The organism is Dissulfurispira sp. (genome assembly GCF_036745535.1).
Taxonomy (GTDB): domain Bacteria; phylum Nitrospirota; class Thermodesulfovibrionia; order Thermodesulfovibrionales; family Dissulfurispiraceae; genus Dissulfurispira.
Window position 1 is genome coordinate 1 of record NZ_DAIOFX010000035.1, and the last position, 19,375, is coordinate 19,375.

Genomic DNA, 19,375 nt, shown 5'->3' on the forward strand with positions numbered 1-19,375 from the left:
CTATCATCATGATGATTAATATCGGCAGGTAATCGGTTGGTATGTAACTGCCCGGTAACATCTGGTTCATTTGGCGTTACCCCTTAGTACAATGCCCCGAATTCAGTGATCTCCTTTGCGAACTTCTCACGCTTAAGCGCAGATGCCTCTGCTGCAGAAACCCATTTGAGCGAGTGGGCTGTGCATTTGGTAATACATGCAGGCTTCAAACCCTTATCAACCCTGTCTTTGCAGTAGTCGCATTTTATGACCTTTCCTGCCTCTGGATTCCACTGCGGAACACCCCATGGGCATGCTGTTATGCAGGACTTGCATCCAACGCAAAGGGATTGCTCCACAAAAACAATTCCGTCCTTTGATCTTTTCTGCATTGCTCCTGTTGGACATGCAGACACGCACCATGGTTTTTCGCAGTGGAAACAGGGCATGAAGATAAATTGCATCCTCGGAATATTGCCAACCAGTTTTGGTCCTACAGGAATAATCCTGCAAAGTCTCGGCCCTACAGGTACATTGTTCTTGGTCTTGCAATGCACCTCGCAGGCATAACATCCTATGCATCTTTTCTGATCCTGATAAATATAATATATGCTCATTGTACCTCCTCCTTATGCCTTCTTAACGACTACAAAACATTCAGCATAAGCAACGCCGCCGCCCACAGGGTCTGTTGTTTCGAGCAGTCCTATCTCAAACTTCGTATCACTGAGACCCTTTTTGTACGATCTTGTCTTAAGCGGTATCTCATTGCCGAATCCGTGCACCATAAATACCGCTTCAGGATGTATGAACGGTGTTACCTTCGCTTTTATTTTTCCGCTGTATCCGTTTGAAGATACCTCAACAGTATCTCCATCCTTTATTCCCAGATCCTTTGCCTCCTTTTCATTTATCCAGAGGACATTCTCTGGCATAAGCTCATTGAGGTAAATATTGTTTTGCGATTGGGCATGGGTGTGAACAGCACTTCTGCCAAATATTAGTCTGAAGGCGCCTTTTTCTGGTTTTCTGGGAGTTGCATATGCCTTAAATGACTCAAATCCGGACTTTGCAAGCTCCTGTGAGACGAACTCTATCTTCCCTGACGGCGTCTTGAATTTCAGATCATTTCTATCCTTAAGGATGGGATCCTTTGCAAGGCTCACCGATCCTTTGGCATTGAAATCCTCGATCTTAACACCCGTCCCTTCAAGCTGGTAATTCCAGATATCCTCGATGCCCTTGTACGGGAAATATTGACCAACCCCCATTCTTCCAGCTATGAGCGTGAATATCTCCCATGCAGGTTTGCTGTCATACCTCGGTGCAATAGCCTGTCTCCTCATCACAAAAGAGGGTTTAGGCCCTTTTGCTGTGCCGATGATATTTGATCTTTCAAGATAGGTGGATTCGGGAAGAATCACATCGGAATACCATCCTGTCTGGCTGTAATTCACATCAATAGAAACCAGTAAATCCAGATTATCTAAAACCTTTTTCTGTGCTTCAGGGTCTGGAAGGGAAGCTATCGGGTCATAGCGATAGACAAAATATGCCTTTATGGGGTAAGGCTCTCCTGTTTTTATCGCCTTATAGAGATTGACCACGTGGCCTGTTCCAAAGGGCTTGTTTTTCATGGCTGCATCCACTATCTTATCCGTTAGATCAGGGATTCTTGCACCGAGGGAGTTTAACGGCTTCTTGCCTGCATCAGCAGGTCCTTTTGCAATGATTAAACCGCCCCTTGTTTCGATGTTTCCCATCAGGACATTCAAAATGTAAATAGTTCTGCTGGCATAAAAGGAGTCAAGGTATCTTGCGAGCATCCATCCCGGATGGAATATTACCTTAGGCTTATCATTGCTTACATCCCGGGCAAGATTAATAATCTCCTGCGCCGGTATTCCTGTCTCTTTCTCCGCCCACTCAGGTGTATATGGCACAACAAAGCTCTCAAGCTCTGTCAGCCCTGTAACATTTTTATTTATAAAGTCTATATCATAGAGCCTTTCCTTCAATATCACATGTATGATGGCAAGGTTAAGGGCATAGTCTGTCCCGGGCCTTATCATGAGGAACCTGTCAGCCTTTGATGCCGTAACAGTTGCCCTGCAATCTATATATGTCAGTTTTGCGCCCTTGTCCATTGCATCCAGTATATTGTTGACTTCTTTTACCTGTAAAGATTCAAAGACATTCCTTCCATAAAGCACTATGTGTCCTGTATTGGCAAAGTCATAGCTAAACTCACCCCTTCCTGCAAATCCAAAGAGGCTCTTGCATGCCATGTCTACATTTTTTCCGCATGTATCATCGTGATTAAAGTAATTCGGAGAACCCAGTGCCTTCAAAAAGCTTGTTGTCAGGTCAGTAAAAGGGCCGCTCCTGTCAGAAAGGGCTATGGCCTTGCCGCCGTATTTCTCTGTTACCCCTTTAAGTTTTGCTGCTATATAATCAAGGGCCTCATCCCATGTTGCCTTTTTCCATTTTCCAGAGCCTCTTTCTCCGTCTCTTATCATTGGATACTGTGGACGTTCTGCATCATATTCGAATGCGAGTCCTGCAGATCCCTTTGCACAGAGGCTTCCTTCCAATCCTGGTTCATGGGGATTGCCCTCGATCCACTTAACAGCGCCGTCTTCCACTTCAACCCTTATAGAGCAGCGGACAGCGCACATACCGCACATGCTGTATACAGACGAAACTTCTCCCATCTTTTATCCTCCTGAAGACTATTATTTACTTATTGAGAGACTCTAATTTAGAAATATGTCAGGTGCGGCGAAAAGACTTTAAACCCCGCACTTGTAAAGACATTTCTCCTGTATCCGTTATTCTACAACATTGGATACTTGTTGGATGATGCATTTGTAATCACTCATATACATTTGAACCTACACTTTTTAAAGTCTTTGAGCCGTGCCCGACATGTATAATCGCTCAATTTAACGATATGCAGGGTACAGTAGCATAAATACTACTATACCCTGCATTTATAGACATATTCGATTTAGTACACTCCAAGCAGGTTCAATGCCAGGAGAACCAATCCCACAATCGCTACCCTTTTAACCGTCAACGGGCTTACACGCTTTGCTATCTGTGGTGCTATAAAGCCACCTATTATTGCAGCAGGGAACATTATCAAAAAGAAAAGCAGGTCAAAGTTCCCGAACTGATAGTGGCGCATTGTTCCCATGAGCGTGTTGAAAAATATTGCCAGAAGGGAACTTCCGACAACCACATACATTGGAAGTCCCAATCCAACGGTCATTAATGGAATCATAAACGGCCCGCCACCAAATCCGAACATGGATGAAACAACTGCTATCAGAAGACCACCGATACATCCTAAAACTATATTGACTTTAAATTCTTGCCCCCAGAATTCTACTACCATAATTATACCTCCTATTTCATTACCTATCTATTATTAGCCCCGTTTTTTTGCCTTTGCAGCTTCTTCTGCCTTTTTCTTGAACTCATTGAGGATTGCCTGCTCCTTTTTATTCTTTGCAATGTAGCCGGGTGTTGTCTGCCAGAACATAAGACTCGCCAGTATAAGGAGTATCCATCCGAAAACGAATTTAAACTGTTCCAGCGTAATCATCTCTGTGAGTTTAGGGCCTATAAAGCCTCCTAAAACCATGGCTGCACCTATGCTTACACCCAGTTTCCAGCTTATGAATTTGATCTTGGAGTAATTGTAGATACCGCTTGCCTGTGAAAATAAAACTGTAGGCATGACTGTTCCTGCCACTATGGTATGCGGCAACGGCCAGATGGAGACCAGCAATGGATTCAGTATGAATCCTCCGCCTGCGCCCATCAAAACTCCGAATATAACTACGCCCAGTGTGAGAAAGAACGGACCAAAAAGATTTAGGCTTGTACCGGCATTGCTCAGATAAATATTTGGAAAGCTTATGCTGTTTTCGATTGTAACAGGCTGGCTCTTAACATTCTTATCCACAACTGCCACAACTGTATATTTCCCAGGAGCAGAGCCTTTAGGAATCGTTACCTGAGCCTTATACGATCCATCAGGATTAACTTCAACAGTGGGTGCCAATACCTTGTCAGGGCTTCTAAATCTTGCCTTTACAAGCTGCATGGAGCGCTTCTTGTTTTCCTTTTCATCCATGGGAGGCAGCAATTCTCCCCTCGAACCTATGATACTCCCCATGAGTGTGGCCTGGTATCTGTCTATCTTTGCCTTTGCAGGGACAGAATAGGCAATGTCTGCGCCCAAATCCTTAAGGGCCTTTGAATAAGACCATTTCTTACCCTCTTTCTTTATTTTTTCGAGGCCCTCTTCCTTATCCTTTGGGATATAGATCTTATAATGGGCAGGCATCTCATAAGTCATATAAAGTATATAAGGCCTCTTGCCCGTCTCTTTGTCAACATCTGTATCAAATCTTGAGGCACGAACCTTTTTTTCAGCCCAGACCTCAAGATAGACAGGCTTTCCTACAGGGGCAGTGCCTGTAACAGTAATAGTCCCGCCATTGGTCAGCGAGGTCTTATCTGCCTGAATGGTCGGTGCAGTAGACATGTCTAATTTTATCTCCTGCTTCTGCTCTGTCTTTGCCTCTGGCTTCTTTTCCTCTTTTGCAACAGGAGCCTTTGTCTCTTTCGGCTTTTCAGCAAAGGCGCCATTCTGATAAAACATAAATACAGTCGCACTTAATGCAATTATCATCGATACCCAGAAACGCTTCATAATTCCCTCCATTCTTATCTAACGACCAGCACCGAACACGGTGCGTTAGCGACAACCTTTGAAGACACACTCCCGAGGATCGTCCTTTCGGTTGCCTGTTTCCCTGTTGAACCGACTACTATCAGGCTCATACCCATACCCTTTGCATGGTCAACAATCACGTCTGCCGGACTTCCCTCGAGGACAATGGTCTCAGCCTCGATCCCCTTTTCCTTGAGCAATGTCTGAACCCCTTTCATTGCTCCTTCAACCTCGGCCCTGTAAAGTTTGGTTACCGTGTCGCAGTCTGTCCCTATTCTCTGAAAAGCAGAGATTTGGAACTACCGAAATAACGGTTAGTTTAGACCCGAACTTCTGTGCGATGGCTGCTGCCTCCAATAATGCCCTGTCTGCAGCGTCAGAGCCATCATGCGCCGCCAAAATCTTCTTCATACAACACCCCCTTTTTGTCTTATAAAAAGTTGCTCTCTACCCTGTCCGATAAAGTATATAGCAATAACCATACCATTGCATTGGAAATCTGTAAAAATGCTGTGAAAGAAGGATTTTGATGAAATCCTCGAAGTTAAGCCTGTTTACAATCTGTCCCATTTAGGCCAACCCGCTTGAAGGAGTTGGCCCAAATGGGACAGATATGGAAAGGGTGCTTATTAAACTTTAAACCAGCTTATGCTCTGGTCTAATTCCTTTGCCTGAGAGTTAAGTCTATCCATAATCTGCCTTGCATCTTCGATCATGCTGACGGTTTTGTTCACAAGCCCTGTTATGTTTTCCATGTTGTGAGTGATTTTCTCTGATGCAGATGACTGCTCCTCGGTTGCTGCTGCAATCCTCTGTATCATGTCCATTGCCTTCTGTGTTGCTATAACTATCTCATCAAGCGCCTTCACAGCCTCATCGGCAAGTGTTACGCCTCCCGTTGCATCTTTACTGCTTCTCTCCATTGCCTCAACAGATGCCTCCGATTTTATCTGTATAGCCTTTATCTTTTCCGCTATCTCGCCGGTTGCCTTTGATGTCCTTTCCGCAAGCTTTCTGACCTCATCTGCAACAACAGCAAACCCTCTCCCCTGCTCTCCTGCACGGGCCGCCTCTATTGCTGCATTCAATGCAAGGAGGTTTGTCTGGTCTGCTATGTCATTTATTACTGCCACTATCTCTCCGATTTCCTGTGAACTCTTGCCAAGTTCTTCTATCGTATGCGACGACTCTTTTACCGACTCTGCAATCCCTACTATGGCATCCACTGCCTTCTTTACAGTATTCTTCCCTTTCCCTGCGATGTCCGTTGCCTCCTTTGCTGCCTCAGAGGCATATGACGCGTTCTTTGCCACGTCAATGATTGTCTGCGATACCTCGGCAGTGACCGATGCAACATGGTCAACCTGTGACAACTGCTCCTTTGCTCCTGCATCTATATTATTTATCCTTTCTGCAAGGGAATTGACATCCTGCGTTACACTTCCTGCGGCATCGCTGATCTTCAGCATTGTCTCTCTCAAAGACATCAGTATCTTGTTGTAGACATCTTTCAGGAAATTGCTCTCATCGGTCATCATGCACTCCTTTTTCGATTCGCCTCCTTCCAAGAATGTAGTAAAGCATTCAAGGGCATTCGCCATATTTTTCTGCATGGTTTTATTGATGATAAGGAGAAATGCCGAAAATCCGACCAACGAAAGCATGATAATCACTATGAGCAGTATAGTGCCGCTCCGCATTGCCTTTCTGTCCTGTTCGAGGCTCTCTTTAAATTTACCCTTTTGCTCCTCCATCATTTCGAGCAAGGAACTTCTCACATCTCTCCACTTAGGGGTTTCCTTCTGTATCAGTACAGCTATTGCATCATCCCTTTTGCCTGAAGCAGCAAGCTCCTGCACCTCTGTTTTAAGTTTATGATCTTCATCCCACAGGGCTTTAATCCTTTTTAACTCCTCCTGCATCTTCCCGGCAGACAGCTTAATGGCCTCGTCATTTGCCTTAATGAAATCTTCATGTGCCTTCTTATAATTTTCCTTTGCCTTTTCGTCCTTTGGATTAATCAGAACATTCCTTGTTGCCTGTCCTGTCTGCAGGCCCTGGGTATACATATCGTTTAGATTCAAAAGCAGGGCCTGGTCAATGTTTATCCTCTTCTCCGTCCTTGCCTTCACCTTTTCGTTATGGACGATAAAAAGGGCAAGGATGATGCCAAGAACAACAGCATTGGCAATGCCCACAACAAACAATAATCTTTTGATATTCATAATCTCTCTCCCCTTTTAAATTTATTGTTTTGTTCAAATGCAGTGTTTATTTGCAGCATTACACAGGGGTATCCTGATCTGCCCTTCAGTAAGTAGCAATAAGCTTGCCAGCCTGCACCATCTCATGCGCATGGGAACAGATATGCTTATCATTAAAGCATATAAATAGTAAAAATTGCAAAAATTGCAATGCGCATGGGAACAGATATGCTTATCATTGCTTGCAAATAAAGTACTTAGTGCAAAAATTTCGAGCTTGATTAATCGGTGTATTTGCCCTCACACGACAAAGCGCTTAAAAACACTGTTCCAAATGGGACGATTGGAAAAACGGGCGACAGGCAAGAGGTTAAAGTAAATTTTATTCTGGAAGAAGGCCGTGATGCTTCATTTTTGTCCTGAGCTGCTTCCTCGATATTCCGAGGATCTCCGCAGCCTTTGTCTGATTCCACGATGTCTTTTCAAGGGCGCCGAGGAGCAGCTTCTTCTCTGTCTCTACGAGATTGAGAGCCTCTGAAGCACCTTTATCCACGCTATGCATTTCTCGGATCGACTTCGGAAGATATTTCATTGTGATAACATCAGTTGGGCATAAAACAACCGCACGTTCTATGACATTTTCGAGTTCCCTTACATTGCCGGGCCAGTCATAATCCATAAAAGCCCTCATAACCTCGCTGTCCAACGAACTTATCGCCCTGTTGTTTGCTTTATTGAATTTATTCAGGAAATGGCCGGCAAGCAATGGCATATCCTCCTTTCTCTCCCTTAAAGGCGGGACATGTATGGTGACAACATTGAGCCTGTAAAAAAGGTCTTCCCTGAAGTTCCCTCTTTTTATTTCTGATTCGAGGTCGCGGTTAGTTGCAGCAATAATCCTCACATCCACCTTTATCCTGTGCTTTCCGCCAACCCTCAGTATCTCTCTTTCCTGGAGAAATCTTAAAAACTTCTTCTGTATATTCAATGAAAGCTCGCCTATCTCATCGAGAAAAACCGTGCCTCCGTTGGCGAGTTCTATCTGCCCCGTCTTCTGTTCATATGCGCCTGTGAATGAACCCTTTTCATGACCGAAAAGCTCGCTTTCAAGGAGCTCTTCCGGCAGTGCAGCACAGTCGATGGGGATAAAGGAGCCGTTTGCCCGTAAAGACTCATAATGAATGGCCCGTGCAACAAGCTCTTTGCCTGTACCGCTTTCTCCTATTATCATGACATTGGAGTTGCTTTTTGAGACTGTCTCTATAAGATTAAAGATGTCCTGCATAACATGGCTTTTGCCGATTATATTCTTAAAGCTATTACGCTCCTTTAATTGTGATTTCAACGATATGTTTTCGAGCATCAACCTGTGCTTTTCCACGGCCTCCCTTGCAACCGTAAGAAGTTCGTCTGGATTTACAGGCTTTGTAAGATAATTGAAGGCGCCCCTTCTCATAGCATCCACAGCCTTTTCTATAGTGCCGTATGCTGTGAGCATTACCACGGGAATGCGATAGCCCTTTTCCTTCATGGCATCCAACAATTCCGCCCCGCTCATTCCCGGAAGCCTGTAATCCGTAATAACCGTATCGAGGTTAAGCCTTGAAACCCTGCCCATTGCCTCTTCGGCTGTCCTCGATGTATACACGTCATAGCCGCTCTTTTTAAGGATGGCGGACAACACCTTCAGGGTATTGGCTTCATCATCCACAAGCAGTATTTTCCCTTTATTATTGTTCATTTGTTAATTCCATACCGGCAGGGTTATTATGAATTCCGTACCCTTGCCAATTTCGCTCTTTACAGAGATATTCCCTTTATGGTCTTTCACGATCCTTTCGACACAGGCAAGGCCGAGCCCTGAACCGCGTGTCTTTGTGCTGAAAAATGGCTTGAATATTTCAGAAACTATCTCCTCGCTCATGCCCATCCCTGTATCTTTTATCACGACAAGCACCTTTGAGTCAAAGATTTCTGTGTTGATTTTTATAGTATCCCCTGCCTTTGTTGCATCGAGAGAGTTAACGATTATGTTAAGGAGCGCCTGCTTAAGCTGCTGTGTATCAAATTTAAAGGGAGGGATTCTTTCATCGAGTGACATTATGACCTCCACATTATTTTCTGTTGCCTCCTGCCTGACAAGCTCCACTGTCTCCCTGATCACCTTGTTCATATCCGAGACCTCTAAATGCAGGGGTACGGGTTTTGAAAACCTCAAAAAGCTCGTCACGATCTCATTCAGTCTTTTGGTCTCTTCTTCTATGATAGAAAGGAACTCCTTTAAGACCTCTCCTTTAAAATTATTCTGGAGGTATGACACAGCGCCTCGAATGGCATTCAGCGGATTCTTAATCTCATGGGCAACTGTCATGGACATCTCACCGAGTGCAGAGAGCTTTTCAAGGCGGGTCTTTTCCTTACCAGTCTCCTCCAACTCTTCAATACTGTCTTTAAGTTTCTTTATCATCTGGTTGAAGACCTCTATGAGCTCTCCAATCTCGTCACCGCATGACTCCTTATAAACTATGCAGTTCTTGCAATCGCAGATCTTCTCAAAAACATCCCCCTGAAGCCCTCCATAACACATGGTACCGGATACGGTCCAGCACCTCTTTTTGCCATATGCAGGACATTCCTTTGCCTCGCAATCCAGGACTTCCCAGCAGTTCAGAAGATAATCATTCGGGACTTCCGCATCAAGATTTCCTGCCTGCACGAGTTCCATTTTCTCCTTCAGTTTTTTCATGGGCGTTGTGAGAAGCCTTGCAAGACCGAATGAACCCCATATGCCTATGACCATAACAATGCCCGAGATTAAGAGAATGTGGTTTTTAAGCCCCTTCAAGTTATGCTCGATTACCCCTTCGGTGCTTTCCTTCGAAAAGCCGACAAACACCATTCCCACCACCTCGTACCCGGCCTTAACAGGGATCAATATCTCCTTTACGTCATCTTCGGAAATATCACGTATATATTCTTTCCCCCTGTTTATGACGAGATCCGTATATTTACGGATGTCTGCCGGCAGGGTCTGCCCGAGCAGTTTTCTGTTTGTGTTGGCAACAATCCTTTCATTGTGGTCAACTATGCCCACGTACATGCATCCCGGCGCATGGGCAGTGATCCTCACCATCTCATCCAGTCTCAGGGGATCTTTGAATATCAAAGGCTCGACAGCATCCTTTGCAAGGTTCCTGACGACCACAAGGTGGTTATTATCCATCTCTGTTCTCAATGCACTTCTCTGATAGGTAATAATGAGGGTATTCACCACGACCATGATGATAAAGATAAGGAAAATAACAGCCATGGAGAATTTCTGGACAAGGCTGAGTTTTCTTAATATTCCCTTAATGTTCGCTTTCATAATCAATACTGCTTGAGGGCTTCGAATTCCGCCTCATTAGCTGTCTTAAAGCCCTTTATCTTTGCAGCCCTCAGTATTTCTTTATCCTTTAGTTCGATCAAAAGGCGCCGGACCTCGTTAACGAGGGATGGATGTACATTTCTGCACAATGCAAAAGGCCAGTTTGGAAGCGGCTTTGTCCTTGCCAGCACCCTTATCTTTTTCATATCGACCGCATCCTTCCATACCACAAGGGCCGCCTCCCGAACAAAGCCTGCATCAGCCTCTCCCCGATAAACACCGAGGATTACATTCTCCTGTCTCTTTGCATCTACGACCTTCATGTCCCTTTCCGTGTCTATGCCAAGTTGCATGAGGAATAACCTCTGCGAAAGATAGCCTCCTGCCGATTTGGGCGATGTTATGAGAACCCTTTTATTTCTCAAGTCCCTTATATCCCTGATTGCGCTGTCCTGCCTCGTTATGATAACGCCCCTGAACCTGTCGCCATCCTCCTTCGACCCCTCGGAAGGGCTGTCCTCGCCGATTGTTGTAACTAAAGGCTTTATGTCAACCTCCCTGTCGATCAATGCAAAGATATACGGGTTCTGGTAGGAAAAATCCACCTTCCCGCTTTTAACCACCTGCATGAAATCTTCGAAGTCCCTGGGTATTACGAGCTTGAATTCGTAACCTGTTTTTTGAGACAGGTATTTCATTAAAGGCTCATACCGGTCATAAAGGGTTATGGCTGAATAAAGGGGAAGTATGGCAACCTTTATTGTCTTGGGCCCATACTCTATGTAATCCCTCCCTGTAAGGTTTTTGATCATCACCCTGACAACATCAAAATCCCTGTCTTCAGCAGCAGCAAACCCCTGTATGTCTCTGTCCACAGATGCAAGGGTCTCTCTGTCCTTTAATGAGACAAGGCCTTTGATTATATCCCTCCTCACTTCCTCCGAAAGCATATTTGATGCGCATAGGACAAAGGAGGATATTGCCTCTGAGGTTTTTATTATTTTAAGCCCGTCTTTAGTATATTTCCTTGCCACCGGCTCGCTCATGGCTCCCACGTCATAATCCCCTATGAGCACAGAAAGGGCAACCCTGTCTTCCTGCTGGAGGAAATCAACATCGCTGAAATCCTTTACCCTCAGGCTCACGTCATTCAACATTGCAAGGGGTATCAGATAGCTGAATGACGACTGTTTATTGCCGAGGGCAAGTCTCTTGCCTTTTACATCCGCTACCTTCTCTATACCACTATTATCCTTTACAACCAGTACGCTCCGGGATGTAGCGCCCTCTTTACCCATAGGCCTGACGAGGGGAACTACTCTGTTTTTATATCGTGCCCTGACCTCGCAATATGTGGCAGGGTCGAGACACGCCATATGCACCTGACCGTTGCCTATCTCATGGATGGCTGTTTCATAATCCTTTGCAACCTTGATAATTACCGGTCTTTTCAGAACATTCTCGAGGTAATACTTTAAAGGGACAAACCTCTCGTACATTGCACCCGCACTTTCAACAGGAAGAATAGACAGGATTATCGGAGAGGCATTAAAGTTCTGCGTGGGATATTGAGGCTTATTAGTGGCATTAGAATCAGACGGGTTGCTCTGGTTGGAACAAGAAAGAAGGGTTGCAAAAACAGCAAATGCAATTAAAAGCCTTTTCATAGCAGCAATTCATCCGAAAACATATTTTCCCTTTTTTCCCGGCCTATCGTTGTTTCAGGGCCGTGCCCCGGCAGAACCCTTATATTTTCCGGTAATGACATCAATCTCTTGAAAGATTCCTTAAGCTTATTCGTATCACCACCATGGAAATCTGTCCTTCCAACAGAGCCTGCAAAAAGGGTATCACCAGTGATAACAATACCTTCGCCATAAAGGCATATGCCGCCCGGGCTGTGGCCTGGTGTGTGAAATACTTTAAAACTCAAATCGCCGGCCGTAATATCTTCTCCGTCCTTTACCAAAACATCTGGATCAGGCAATGGGTCAAGGTCGTATCCCCAGAACGCTGCCATATCCTTTGCAGCATCGTATATCTCAAACTCATCCTTATGGATTAAGACCTTTGCATCAGTCTCCTTCTTCAAATCGCTTACTGCACCCACATGGTCAAAGTGTCCGTGAGTACATATGATATACTCGACAACAAAATCATTGTTTTTGATTATATCCATTATCCTGTCAGGCTCGTCGCCGGGGTCAACCACCATGGCCTTTTTAGACCCTTCATCTGCAACAATAAAACAGTTAACCTTAAGGGGACCGACTACTATACTTTTAATAAGCATACTTTCTCCATAATTTAGTTAATGAGTAGATGGGCAAATGGGTGGATGGGTAAAAACCATTTCACTCATATACTTATTTACTCATTTTCTCTTTTACTCTCTTTATAATATAACCCAACTCCTCACTCTTTAGTAAATAGGAAAGGAACATATATATTCCGCCGCAGATTATTATTGCCGAGCCGAGATATACTGCCTTCTTAAGACCATAGCCGCTCATGGTCCATACTTCACTTATTGACCATATTTCATTTCTGGCAATAAACCATCCTGCAAGTCCCATGATTGCAGATGCAATAAATGTCTTTGTAAAGGAGTTCAGTATCCTCTTTGTCCCTATGCCTCCAAGCCTCTTTCTGAGGAAATAAAACAGCAATACAAAATTGCAGCCCGATGCAATGGCATTGGCAAAGGCAAGGCCATTGTGCTTCATAGGCTTCATCAAGAGAAGACTGAATATCACATTGATTATCATTGCTGCAGCAGCCACCTTCACAGGAGTTTTTGTGTCCTGCATGGAATAAAAAGTTGCAGCGATAACCCTGACTCCCACAATAGCCCATATTCCGAGTGAGTAAAACATAAGGGCATCCGATGTGCCTACAGTCGCAGCATATTCAAACTTACCCCTCTGAAAAAGGGTGCTTACAATAGGGACATTCAATGCTATTAGGCCGATCATTGCAGGCACTGTAATAAAAAACAGCAGCCTCAGCGCAAAGGAAAAATCTTCTTTTACCTTTTCCATTTCGCCCTTCACAGAATGCTCTGAAAGGGCAGGAAGCACTGCCATGCCCATTGCTACACCGAATATTCCTATAGGAAATTGGATCAATCTCATTGAATAGTAAAGATAGGTAATACTTCCTTCAGCAAGGTATGATGCGAGGATTGTACTTATGAATATATTAATCTGGGCAACTGCGAGTCCGGCAGTGGAAGGGATTATGAGGAGACCTATTCTTTTCAGTCCCGGATGCCAGCCCCTTGACCCTTGCCCCTTAACCCTTGACCCTAATGTATATCCCTGCCTAAAAAAAGACGGAACCTGAATTAAAAACTGTACGAGTCCACCTGTAGTTACGCCGATGGCAACGGCAACAATGGGATTGGTGAATTGCATTGACAGCGTTAAAACACAGACAATGATCGCAATATTAAGCATTGCAGGCGCCAGTGCAGGAATAAAAAAAACACCCCTCGTATTTAAAGCTCCCATTGTCAATGCAGCAAGGCTGATAAACAGAAGAAACGGAAACATTATTCTCGTTAGAAGAACAGTGTTGGAGAACTTTTCAGGCTCTTTTAAAAATCCAGGTGCGATTGCAGAAACAATGGCAGGTGCGAAAATTATTCCGAGGGCACAAATTATACCCACAAAAATAAGGATGAATATGAATGTTGAACTTACAAGCCTGTTTGCCTCAGCCCTTCCGTGCTTTGTCTGGTATTCTGTGACTACAGGTATAAAGGCAGATGACATGGAGCCTTCTGCAAAAAGCTCCCTTAAAAGATTGGGAATCCTGAAGGCAACAAAAAAGACATCGGCGATTCCGGTTGCACCAAAATACCGCGCAAGGATCATGTCCTTTACATAGCCGAGGATGCGGCTTATAAAGGTTGCAATGGACATCAGTCCAGCAGCCCTTGCTATCCTGCCCTTAGCGCTCATTCTTTGATACCCTGTAGCGATGGCGTAGAAACTCTATAACTCCGGGCATGATTGAAATAAAGATAATGGCTAAGATAACGATGCCGAAGTTCTGCTTTACAATGGGGATATTGCCGAAGAAATAACCTGCAAAAACGCAGACAGCAATCCATAAAATGCCGCCTATGATGTTGTAACTGAGGAAACGTCCATAGGCCATGCTTCCTATGCCTGCCACAAACGGAGCAAATGTGCGGATAATTGGGACAAACCTCGCTATGATTATTGTTTTGCCTCCGTATTTTTCATAGAACCGATGGGTGCGCTCAAGGTGTTTTTTATTCAGAAATCTCACATCGTCTTTATGAAAAACCTTCGGTCCCACAAAATTTCCTATCCAGTAGTTCACTGTATCTCCTGCTACTGCAGCTATTGTGAGAAGGACAAAAATAACAGAGACATCGAGTGCGCCTATTGCTGCAAAAGTTCCGACAGCAAAAAGCAGAGAATCGCCAGGGAGAAAAGGCGTAACCACCAGGCCTGTTTCGCAGAAAATAACAAGAAACAGGATTACATATGTCAACGTCCCGTAATTCTGAATGACAAGGCTTAAATGCTTATCGAGGTGCATGAAGATGTCAATGAAGTTTGCAATCAGTTCCACAGGCTCTCCTTATGATTTATTTCCTTTTAAATATTTCTTAAAAAAATTCAAGTGTCCTTTTCCAGCTATCATTGGCAGCATCCTCATCCCTGTTTGGCGCCCTTTCATAGTGGTGTTCAGCGCCTATATATATCCTCATCTCATATGGACTCTTCTTCTCATCAAGAAGTATGGTCAGATTAGCCGCATGCCTTGCAGACACTACAGAGTCTTGAGAGCCGTGAAGAATTAAAACCGGCGAACTGTCTCTGTTAAATACATCATCAAACCTGTATTTTAAATCCAGATTCTTGCCTCCGCCGGTAAGTGCTCCGTAATATGACACGCCTGCTTTTACCCTATTTTTTGCAGCCAGTACAAGGGCCCAGTATCCTCCCATTGAAAATCCGACCGCTCCGAGTCTATCTGCCTTCACTTTAGGATTTTTCTTCAAATATTCGAGCATATCAGCAAGATCCGCAAAGACATCCTCTGCATATCGTGTTGTTATAAGATGCCTCGTATTATGAGAAATACCATAGGCATCGAAATAATAAGGGATGAGGCAGGCATATCCCTGCTCTGACAGTTGTGTTGCGAAGTTAATATCACCATCCTGCACACCGCCGCTCGTATGCACTATCAGGACGCCGGGAAAAGGGCCTTTACCATCGGGCATGATAAGTTCTGCCTGCATATTTTTCTTTGTACCCAAGCCGTATATCATTGTCTTTTCAACTGCAAAGACATGCACTTCAAGGAATAACAAAAGGCTTAAAATTAATAAAATCTTTCTACTTAGCCTCATTTTTCCTCCCTATAAATATTCTCTTTATCCCTGCATAGTCTTTTATAAAAGTAACATTTTTAAAGCCTGCATTCATAGCTATTTTTTCCATATCATCTGCCTGGTCATGGCCAATCTCAAGGATGATTATGCCATTTTCTTTGAGAAATTTGGATGCATTTTTTAATATCCTTCTGTAAAAGTCCAGTCCGTCTTTGCCGCCGTCAAGGGCTTCAACAGGCTCATAATCCTTTATCTCTCTCTGTAGATTCTGAATATCATCGGTTTTTATGTAAGGCGGGTTTGAGACTATGCAATCAAACGCCATCTTGCCGATAGGCGTCGTAGATTCGGGACTGTCCCATGAGATACTAAATAAATCACCTTTTATAAAATGAACATTCCTTACATTGTTTTCGGTTGCATTTCGAGTTGCATACTGAATGGCGGTGCCTGATTTGTCGACTCCGTATACATCGGCATCGGGGAAGTGCTTTGCAATTGCAATGGCAATGCACCCGCTGCCAGTACATAAATCAAGAATTTTGACCCTTGACCCTTGACCCTTGACCCTTTTAATTGCTTCTTCCACAAGCAACTCTGTCTCGGGTCTTGGAATAAGAACTCCTCTGCCAACATTTATCTTCATTCCATAAAAATCGACATGCCCAATAATGTATTGAATCGGCTCGCCTTGCGCGCGTCTTGATGTGATTGCATCTATTTGCTTTAATGTATCTTCTGATATTTCTAAACTGTCGGTATAAAGTTTTGATTTGTCGATATGGAGTGTTTCTGTTATAAGGATCTCAGCCTCTTTGGCTGAATCCTCGATTCCTCTATATTTAAGAAAAGCAGCAACCTCTTTTAATTTGTCAATGGCAGTCATTTAATTATCCGACGGACTGAGGGAAAATTTTTATTGTCAGACAGGTATAAGTCACTGATGAATATTACCACAAAATATGACATGGCCTCAAATAACTACTTATTGATTTTATGAGATTTTTCGGTTTTAAAAATCTTTCGGATGTGATATAGTTTAAATAGTTTTCAGGAAAATACGGTAGTTCGTATAATAATTGTTAGATATAAAAAAGGTAGAATGAGCGAGAACGATAATTCTATGAGCCCTTCAATTTTTAGAGATACGGAATCCCATTCATCGGCATATCAGAGAAATTGCGAAAAAGGAAGGAGTGTCCATCAACCGGTTTATTTCGTCGGCAGTATCAGAAAAAATTTCTGCATTGTTGACAGAAGACTATTTGAAGGCCAGAGCCAAAAGAGCAAAAAAATCAGCCTTTATACATTGCAGGATGTGAGAGGCTGACTCTCGTATCCTGCAATCACAACTCCTTCAGTCTCTCTGCCTGATAATGGGTAATTAAGGCATCGACAATCTCGTCGAGATTTCCTTCAAGTACCTGATCGAGCTTATGGAGCGTAAGGCCTATCCTGTGGTCTGACACCCTGTTCTGCGGGTAGTTGTATGTCCTTATCCTCTCGCTCCTGTCTCCAGTGCCAACCTGCGTCTTCCTTTCCATGGCGCGCTCCTTCTGCTTTTTCTCGGTCTCTATTTCAAGGAGGCGGGAACGCAATACCTTCATAGCCTTTTCCCTGTTTTTAAGCTGCGAGCGCTCGTCCTGACACTGCACAACGAGTCCGGTAGGGATATGCGTAATCCTCACCGCCGAATATGTCGTGTTAACGCTCTGTCCACCTGCGCCTGAAGAGCAAAAGGTGTCTACTCTCAGATCCTTTTCTTCTATCTTTATATCGAGTTCCTCTGCTTCAGGCAGAACAGCAATGGTGACAGCGGATGTATGAATCCTGCCCGATGCCTCTGTAACAGGCACCCTCTGAACCCTGTGCACGCCGCTTTCGTATTTAAGCCTGCTGTATGCACCCTTTCCTGTAATATTCGCTATTATCTCCTTTAATCCGCCGAGGTCTGTGGGGCTTGAATCGATCACTTCTATCTTCCACCGCCTTGCCTCTGCATATTTTGAATACATCCTGAAGAGCGATGCTCCGAAAAGCGCTGCCTCCTCTCCGCCTGTTCCAGCCCTTATTTCGAGAATAACGTTCTTTTCATCCCTCGGGTCTTTTGGAAGGAGCATTATCTTAAGCTCGTCTTCTATAAGAGGTTTTCTTTTCTTAATATCTTCCATCTCCTCCTGTGCCAATTCCCTCAGGTCGCCGTCTCCGCCTTTCAGTATTTCCTCTGCATCTTCAAGGTCTGCCAGCAGCTTCTTGTACTCCTTGATCTTCTCCACAATAGGCATAAGCTCTGCCTGTTCCTTAGAATACTTCTGATATGCCTGGGCATTGGACAATACCTCTGGATTGGTGAGGGCAGCAGTTATCTCATCATATTTTTCCTCTATTGTCAGCAACTTCTCTAACATTAACTGCAAACCTCTTTATCCCTATCTATTTTTAAAACCTCATTCATGGCGGCTAATGCGACCTCTATCTGTGACTCATCAGGCTCCCTCACAGTCATTCTCTGAAGCAAAAGACCGGGAAAAACCATCAATCCTACCACCGGATTATTCTTCCTCTTTGCAGAAAACCTGAGCACTTCGTATGAAAGTCCTGCTATGACCGGGATTAAGATAATCCTTGATATGAGTTTATCGACAAAAGACCATTCCTTCGGTATCAGGAGAAATACCATTATGCTGATAACCATCACTATTAATAAAAAGCTGGTTCCGCATCTCGGGTGGTAAGGTTTATATTTCTTTGCATTTTCGACAGTGAGATCTTCCCCTGCCTCGTAAGCGTAAATGACCTTGTGTTCAGCACCATGATACTGGTATACCCGCCTCATCTCTTTCCAGAGGCCAATGACAAATATATAAAAGAGGAATATTCCTACACGAAGCACTCCATCAATAAGATTAAAGAACAATGAGCTGTTCGAAACACCTTTAACTACATTGCCTATCAGGGTCGTCAGAAAGAGCGGAAGGAATTTAAAAAGGGCTATTGCGAGGATAATGGCAAGACCTATGGATAGTCCCAATCCCCACGGACTAATTGGTTTATCCCCTTCCTGCTCCTGATATGCCACGCTGCCGGAAAACTCAATAGCTTTTACTCCGATCATAAGGGCATGAAAAAGCCCTACCACCCCCCTGATAAGGGGCAGCTTAAAAAGAGCAGGCATTTTCTTTGTCCTGACCATCTTGAGATTTATCTCTCCCTTTGCATCCCTTACGGCCACGCTCCAACCAGCAGGAGACTTCATCATCACGCCTTCTATGACTGCCTGACCACCTATGTTTTTCATCCTGTTTCTCCAATAAAAAGGGGTTAGAGCGCAAACCAATCCACTGCCTCTAACCCCTCAATTTATGCTATTTCTTTGCGTACTTCTTCTTAAACTTATCCACCCTTCCTTCCGCATCCACAAGCTTCTGCTTTCCGGTAAAGAACGGATGGCACTTTGAGCATATATCAACTCTGATATTATCCGTTGTTGATTTGGTTGTAAATGTCTCGCCGCAGGCGCAACTGACCTTTACATCTTTATAATTCGGATGTATTCCCTCTTTCAACGTAAAACCTCCTAAAAAATAAGATTTAGAATATTATTTTACAGGATATGCTAAATCTTTGGCAAGTTTAATCTTGTACTGTTAGCCAGATAGGTATAGACATATTAACCAGTTTATAGAGGCTATAGAAACAAA

At 44.0% G+C, this 19,375-nt stretch carries 16 protein-coding genes and 1 pseudogene; all 17 read right to left on the bottom strand.

The window, feature by feature from the left end:
* Positions 1-83: 83 nt before the first annotated feature.
* The 17 genes and pseudogenes from V7L97_RS07270 to rpmE all read right to left on the bottom strand — a co-directional run bounded on the left by V7L97_RS07270 (position 84) and on the right by rpmE (position 19,240).
* Positions 84-596 (bottom strand): 4Fe-4S dicluster domain-containing protein, encoded by a 513-nt coding sequence (locus V7L97_RS07270; protein ID WP_333654629.1) that lies wholly within the window; start codon positions 594-596, stop codon positions 84-86.
* A 12-nt stretch (positions 597-608) separates the two neighbouring features.
* A complete protein-coding gene (locus V7L97_RS07275) occupies positions 609-2,693 on the bottom strand; it encodes a molybdopterin-containing oxidoreductase family protein (RefSeq protein ID WP_333654631.1) in 2,085 nt (694 codons plus the stop codon).
* A gap of 296 nt (positions 2,694-2,989) precedes the next feature.
* Positions 2,990-4,717 (bottom strand): annotated as a pseudogene (locus V7L97_RS07280) (sulfite exporter TauE/SafE family protein).
* Positions 4,718-4,719: 2 nt separating this feature from the next.
* Positions 4,720-4,944 (bottom strand): universal stress protein, encoded by a 225-nt coding sequence (locus V7L97_RS07285; RefSeq protein WP_333654633.1) that lies wholly within the window; start codon positions 4,942-4,944, stop codon positions 4,720-4,722.
* Positions 4,945-4,951: 7 nt separating this feature from the next.
* Entirely contained in the window at positions 4,952-5,137 is a 186-nt protein-coding gene (locus V7L97_RS13010; protein WP_442891783.1) for a universal stress protein, read from the bottom strand.
* 218 nt (positions 5,138-5,355) lie between these two features.
* On the bottom strand, positions 5,356-6,951 hold the full coding sequence (locus V7L97_RS07290) for a methyl-accepting chemotaxis protein (RefSeq protein WP_333654635.1): 1,596 nt from the start codon (positions 6,949-6,951) through the stop codon (positions 5,356-5,358).
* 361 nt (positions 6,952-7,312) lie between these two features.
* Positions 7,313-8,671 (bottom strand): sigma-54-dependent transcriptional regulator, encoded by a 1,359-nt coding sequence (locus tag V7L97_RS07295; RefSeq protein ID WP_333654637.1) that lies wholly within the window; start codon positions 8,669-8,671, stop codon positions 7,313-7,315.
* Positions 8,672-8,674: 3 nt separating this feature from the next.
* On the bottom strand, positions 8,675-10,297 hold the full coding sequence (locus V7L97_RS07300) for an ATP-binding protein (protein ID WP_333654639.1): 1,623 nt from the start codon (positions 10,295-10,297) through the stop codon (positions 8,675-8,677).
* A 2-nt stretch (positions 10,298-10,299) separates the two neighbouring features.
* Complete coding sequence (gene phnD, locus V7L97_RS07305) at positions 10,300-11,964, bottom strand: phosphate/phosphite/phosphonate ABC transporter substrate-binding protein (protein WP_333654640.1); 1,665 nt, start codon at positions 11,962-11,964, stop codon at positions 10,300-10,302.
* Complete coding sequence (locus V7L97_RS07310; RefSeq protein ID WP_333654641.1) at positions 11,961-12,590, bottom strand: MBL fold metallo-hydrolase; 630 nt, start codon at positions 12,588-12,590, stop codon at positions 11,961-11,963. Before V7L97_RS07310 ends, phnD begins: the two co-directional genes overlap by 4 nt.
* Before the next feature lie 73 nt (positions 12,591-12,663).
* Positions 12,664-14,262 (bottom strand): murein biosynthesis integral membrane protein MurJ, encoded by a 1,599-nt coding sequence (gene murJ, locus V7L97_RS07315; protein WP_333654643.1) that lies wholly within the window; start codon positions 14,260-14,262, stop codon positions 12,664-12,666.
* A complete protein-coding gene (locus V7L97_RS07320) occupies positions 14,252-14,905 on the bottom strand; it encodes a DedA family protein (protein ID WP_333654645.1) in 654 nt (217 codons plus the stop codon). The genes murJ and V7L97_RS07320 overlap by 11 nt, the downstream gene beginning before the upstream one ends.
* 37 nt (positions 14,906-14,942) lie before the next feature.
* Positions 14,943-15,692 carry a dienelactone hydrolase family protein gene (locus V7L97_RS07325; RefSeq protein WP_333654647.1) on the bottom strand — a complete coding sequence of 250 codons (750 nt, stop codon included), beginning with the start codon at positions 15,690-15,692 and terminating at the stop codon, positions 14,943-14,945.
* Positions 15,679-16,560, bottom strand: coding sequence for a peptide chain release factor N(5)-glutamine methyltransferase (gene prmC / locus V7L97_RS07330; protein ID WP_333654648.1), 882 nt, complete (start codon positions 16,558-16,560; stop codon positions 15,679-15,681). Before prmC ends, V7L97_RS07325 begins: the two co-directional genes overlap by 14 nt.
* A 460-nt stretch (positions 16,561-17,020) precedes the next feature.
* Positions 17,021-18,082 carry a peptide chain release factor 1 gene (prfA, locus tag V7L97_RS07335; RefSeq protein ID WP_442891785.1) on the bottom strand — a complete coding sequence of 354 codons (1,062 nt, stop codon included), beginning with the start codon at positions 18,080-18,082 and terminating at the stop codon, positions 17,021-17,023.
* Positions 18,082-18,972, bottom strand: a complete 891-nt coding sequence (locus V7L97_RS07340) for a DUF1385 domain-containing protein (protein WP_333654650.1) — start codon at positions 18,970-18,972, stop codon at positions 18,082-18,084. Before V7L97_RS07340 ends, prfA begins: the two co-directional genes overlap by 1 nt.
* 67 nt (positions 18,973-19,039) lie before the next feature.
* Complete coding sequence (gene rpmE, locus V7L97_RS07345) at positions 19,040-19,240, bottom strand: 50S ribosomal protein L31 (protein WP_333654651.1); 201 nt, start codon at positions 19,238-19,240, stop codon at positions 19,040-19,042.
* Between the last annotated feature and the right edge of the window lie 135 nt (positions 19,241-19,375).